General features: G+C 33.0%; 3 protein-coding genes. 2 read left to right on the forward strand and 1 reads right to left on the reverse strand.

Going from position 1 to position 2,327, the window contains the following annotated elements:
• Window positions 1–61 precede the first annotated feature (61 nt).
• Complete coding sequence (locus tag ACOI1C_RS22415) at window positions 62–439, forward strand: hypothetical protein (RefSeq protein ID WP_422512852.1); 378 nt, start codon at window positions 62–64, stop codon at window positions 437–439.
• A gap of 215 nt (window positions 440–654) precedes the next feature.
• Here the strand turns inward: ACOI1C_RS22415 and ACOI1C_RS22420 are convergent, their stop codons facing one another.
• Window positions 655–1,560, reverse strand: coding sequence for a hypothetical protein (locus ACOI1C_RS22420; protein WP_422512853.1), 906 nt, complete (start codon window positions 1,558–1,560; stop codon window positions 655–657).
• A gap of 93 nt (window positions 1,561–1,653) precedes the next feature.
• On the opposite strand from ACOI1C_RS22420, the gene ACOI1C_RS22425 reads away from it, so the two are divergent.
• A partial coding sequence (locus ACOI1C_RS22425; protein WP_422512854.1) for a hypothetical protein occupies window positions 1,654–2,327 on the forward strand: 674 nt, incomplete at its 3' end.

Raw genomic sequence — 2,327 nt, forward strand, 5'->3', positions numbered from 1 at the left:
CTATGGTTTTCCATGTCCTAGGCCCTGTTGCATTTGATTATACAACTAGCCTTCAAAATAAATGAGCAAAAAGTGTTCAAAAGTACTTGACGGTTACAATTGCTTAGAATCTGCTAAAAGTGCAGTAGAAGAACTATTACAAACAGAAGGAAAACCAAAGAGAATTACCCCACATAATATAAGGCAAGTTATTGGTGTAAAACGATGGTTTAATCACCAGAAACTTGTGAAAACTCGTCAATATATAGAAGAAGTAACAGAAGATATCGAGAGCTACCGAGTTCGAAAAATCGAATGGACTATCGAAGAGATGATAAAGCAGGGGGAAAAACTAACGGTATATAAAATTCAGTTAAAAGCAGGTTTTGGAGGAGGAAGTAAGGGAATAAAAAAAGTAATTACAAAAATTTTGCAAGAAACTAATGAGTTCAATCTTTGAAAAGAATATTTGACGCTTAAAAACTGCTGATATGATATCAGCAGTTTTTATTCTTGATTACCTTAAAAAATATGTTTTAGATACTTAATAATTTGCTGATCTACAGTAATTTATCCAGATATCACCAGTTACTATTTTACCTAAAAAACCTCCATGAGCGAACGCTCCCAACCCATGCATGAATAAGTTCCATTAAGGTAGGATTTTATTAAATGCTAAAAGTCAATTTCTTTTCCATTTACTTTCCAAACTCTTTCAAGCTCAGATAAATCACCAACGAAAAAATTAATAGAGCCATCTTTTTCAAGAAATAAATTACATGAATTTATCGAATATGGGTGTCTTTCAAAGTAAGTTCTTTGACCATTAGAAAAGTGTACAGAAAATCCAAATAAACCTTTATCATTAGTATGAACCTCTAATACTTCATATTGAGGCAACTTTGTGTATTTAGGTAACTTAGTAAAATGAAATAGCCATGTATTCCAAACCTGTATAAGTGCTTCAAAAAAAGCAAAGGTTCGAGTTATAAGATTACTGATATACTCAATACTTTTCGGTGATTGTAAACCACCTTCAGTCCATCTAAATTCCTCCTCTGTAATGCAGTAGTCAGAGTGAACAAATGAATTTCTAACTTGATCATCATAAAATGAGTCTAAAATTTCAATGAATTTTGTATCCCCACATTCTGTTGCTAAAACTTTTAACCTTTTAATTTTTGCATTAGCACTTGGAGGTATATAACTAAAAGCCGACTTTTTGCTTTTTCTTTGAAGTTCGATAAATGGATTAATAATAAATGGTTTATCCCCACAACCTCTTAATAAGTTTGCTAACAGCTCATGAACAGCCGTTATTTCAATTGCTTGACAATACATAAGTAGTCCTACTCTTAATGGTGTTTTCCCCCCTTGTTCATTTGAAAAATATAAAATCTTGTTATAATCTTCAAACGCTTCGAGCATTTCAACATAAGGATCCCAATGGCCATCATGGATACCAGTTACTCTAAGAATTGAATAAATAAAATCCATTGGTCGTTTTTTCCATGCATCCGAGAAAAGTGTCATTAGGTATTCCTTATATTCCTCACGATAGGTCTCTTGTAAAGAATTCATTTTATTTCTCCCTTGTCAGAATTCGAGGAATTCAGTCTATTAGTAGTTACTATTTATAGTATATAATGTTTTTGAGAAAGGAGGATACAGAAAATGGAAAGAAAGGTAATAATAAGTCGAAAAGGGTTTGATGGAACTACTGGAGGCAAGCCAAGCCCAATATTAGATGATAGATTTGTTTCTTTACCAATTCCAAGGGCTGATTCAGGTGATTTCTATAAGGATTTCATTTATTCAAGAAAAGAGAACTATTTAAAGGTAATGAAAGATTTGGGTATTAATTTATACTCCGAAGCACATTTGGATCCAGATTTACAAAAATCTATTTTAAATGAAAGACCTGAAAAATGGCGAGGATTATTCGGACAAGCTGGAATCTCACAGGGAACATTGCATAATCGCTTTGTAGGGGAAGGAGACATATTTCTATTCTTCGGTTGGTTTAAAGAAGCAAGAAAAGGGAACGGAGTTTGGAGATATCGTGCAGACGCTCTTGATATTCATGCTATTTTTGGATACTTAGAAGTTGATAGATTATTAGATATAAAAGCAAGAAATCCAGTACCTTCTTGGACTAAATATCATCCCCATATTAAGAATAGAAAAGATCATGGAAATCTACGGAATACCGTTTATATAGCAACAAGGAAATTTTCTACTCTTCCTGAAAAAGCTGGGTGGGGTACTTTTATGTACAATAAAGAGCTGATACTTACAAAACAGAACGCAAAAAGTAAATCCTTTTGGGAATTGCCCCCTGCCTTTAA

This window comes from Bacillus sp. DJP31, assembly GCF_049310945.1.
Taxonomy (GTDB): domain Bacteria; phylum Bacillota; class Bacilli; order Bacillales; family SA4; genus Bacillus_BS.

What these genes read in the sequence shown, in the direction of transcription:
- ACOI1C_RS22420 (WP_422512853.1), bottom strand. Translation starts at nt 1,560, where the DNA reads ATGAATTCTTTACAAGAGACCTATCGTGAGGAATATAAGGAATACCTA.
- ACOI1C_RS22415 (WP_422512852.1), top strand. Translation starts at nt 62, where the DNA reads ATGAGCAAAAAGTGTTCAAAAGTACTTGACGGTTACAATTGCTTAGAA.